At 64.5% G+C, this 1537-nt stretch carries 3 protein-coding genes and 1 pseudogene; all 4 read left to right on the forward strand.

The genetic code is table 11. The features are described 5' to 3' along the window. Positions 1-249: 249 nt before the first annotated feature. Positions 250-450 (forward strand): annotated as a pseudogene (locus ACWDRR_RS40050) (helix-turn-helix domain-containing protein); the annotation flags it as partial. A gap of 24 nt (positions 451-474) precedes the next feature. Further along, entirely contained in the window at positions 475-1089 is a 615-nt protein-coding gene (locus tag ACWDRR_RS40055; protein ID WP_449777263.1) for a DUF5753 domain-containing protein, read from the forward strand. Continuing rightward, the gene (locus tag ACWDRR_RS40060; protein WP_449777227.1) at positions 1079-1285 is read left to right on the forward strand and encodes a DUF397 domain-containing protein; all 207 of its coding nucleotides are present in this window, start codon (positions 1079-1081) and stop codon (positions 1283-1285) included. The genes ACWDRR_RS40055 and ACWDRR_RS40060 overlap by 11 nt, the downstream gene beginning before the upstream one ends. A 143-nt stretch (positions 1286-1428) precedes the next feature. Beyond that, the coding region (locus ACWDRR_RS40065; protein WP_449777264.1) for a DUF397 domain-containing protein at positions 1429-1537 on the forward strand (109 nt) is incomplete at its 3' end.

The raw sequence follows: 1537 nt of genomic DNA on the forward strand, positions 1-1537 counted from the left end.
AGGCCGCCGAGGGTGTCCATGTAGACGCCTTCGGCGGGTTGCCCGTTGGGCGAGCGGTGGGCGAGGTCGCGGACGACCTCGCCCACCGTGGGCCGGTACGCGGGCATGCGGGGGCGGCTGGGCATGAGGGCTCCCTCGGTAGCTCTGAGCGTTTGGATCGTTACGACCCGTATCCATGGTGGGGTGATCGGAGCTACGATCGGAAGCTATGGAACTGACGAGTTAACATGGGTTCAGTTGAGGGGTTAGATGAACCGTCGAGATCTTGATCCAGCGTCATCCCCGAGCGCTGCGCTCGGCGTTCAACTTCGCAGGTCGCGTGAGGCTCGCGGCCTCACTCAGGTCCAGCTCGGCGAACTCATCAGATTTTCGGCGTCGTACATCTCGCGAATTGAACGAGGAGTGGAGTCGCCGAGTCGCCGTCTCGCCTGTGAAGCGGACCGGGCCCTTGAGACTGGCGGAACGATCGAGCTGATGCTTGACCAACTGGAGCACAGCGTGCTGATCGAAGGCTTTCCGGAGTTCGCGGAGTACGAGTCGCACGCCACGGCCATACGACTCTTTGAGATCGGCGTGGTCCCTGGGCTACTGCAGGTCCACTCGTACGCTCAGGCGTATGAGGCGGCTGCGGTGCGACAAGGCAGTTCAACACAGGCCCAGGCGACGGAGCGGTTGGCCTTTCTCGGTACACGCCAGGATCGGCTGTCCGACAGCCGTCCGCCGACCGTCCAGGCCGTCCTCGATGCGACTTGCCTGCTCAGGCCGATCGGCGGCCCCGGCGTGATGGCTGAGCAGTTGCGGCACCTGGAGACCTTGTCGGAGCGCCCCACGATTGTTCTACAAGTCGCTCCGCTGGAACTGGGTGAGGACAGGCCCCTCAACTATCCGCTTGTTCTCCTGACACTGCCGGACCGGCGCGTAATGGGGTACACCGAGACCCTTCAGCGTGGGTATCTTGAGCGAGATGCCGAGACAGTAGCAGGCTGGGTAGGCAGCTACGATCGGCTCCAGGTCGAGGCGCTGTCGCAGGCGGCGTCGTTGGCCTTCATCCGCAAAGTACGGAAGGACTTCGAGGACGATGCCCGTTGACCTCAGTGGTGCCCGGTGGCGCAAGAGCACCTTCAGCAACGGTCAGGGCGGCTGTGTTGAGGTGGCGGACGGCCACGAGGGAGTCATGCCCGTTCGGGACTCCAAGGACCCCGAGGGCCCGGTGCTCGTCTTCCCGTCCGATGCCTGGCAGTCGTTCATCACCGGTGTTCGGGCCGGCGAGTTCGGCGCTGTCTGACCGGCTGTCATGTGAGGCCCCCGACCGGGATGCCGGTCGGGGGCCGCTTCGCGTAGTCGCTTGCGGGGATGTTGAAGCCGTCGACGTGGGTAGCCTGAGTGTGATGGACGCTGATTCCGCCCATGGGGAAGGGACTTCGAGACATGTCGACGGACCTGAGTGGCGCCCGGTGGCGCAAGAGTCCGTACAGCAACAACGGGGGATCTTGCGTGGAGGTGACAGCTGACTTTCCCGGGCTCGTCCCCGTCCGTG

It is taken from the genome of Kitasatospora sp. NPDC003701, from assembly GCF_053587085.1.

What these genes read in the sequence shown, in the direction of transcription:
- ACWDRR_RS40055 (WP_449777263.1), top strand. Translation starts at nt 475, where the DNA reads ATGCTTGACCAACTGGAGCACAGCGTGCTGATCGAAGGCTTTCCGGAG.
- ACWDRR_RS40060 (WP_449777227.1), top strand. Translation starts at nt 1,079, where the DNA reads ATGCCCGTTGACCTCAGTGGTGCCCGGTGGCGCAAGAGCACCTTCAGC.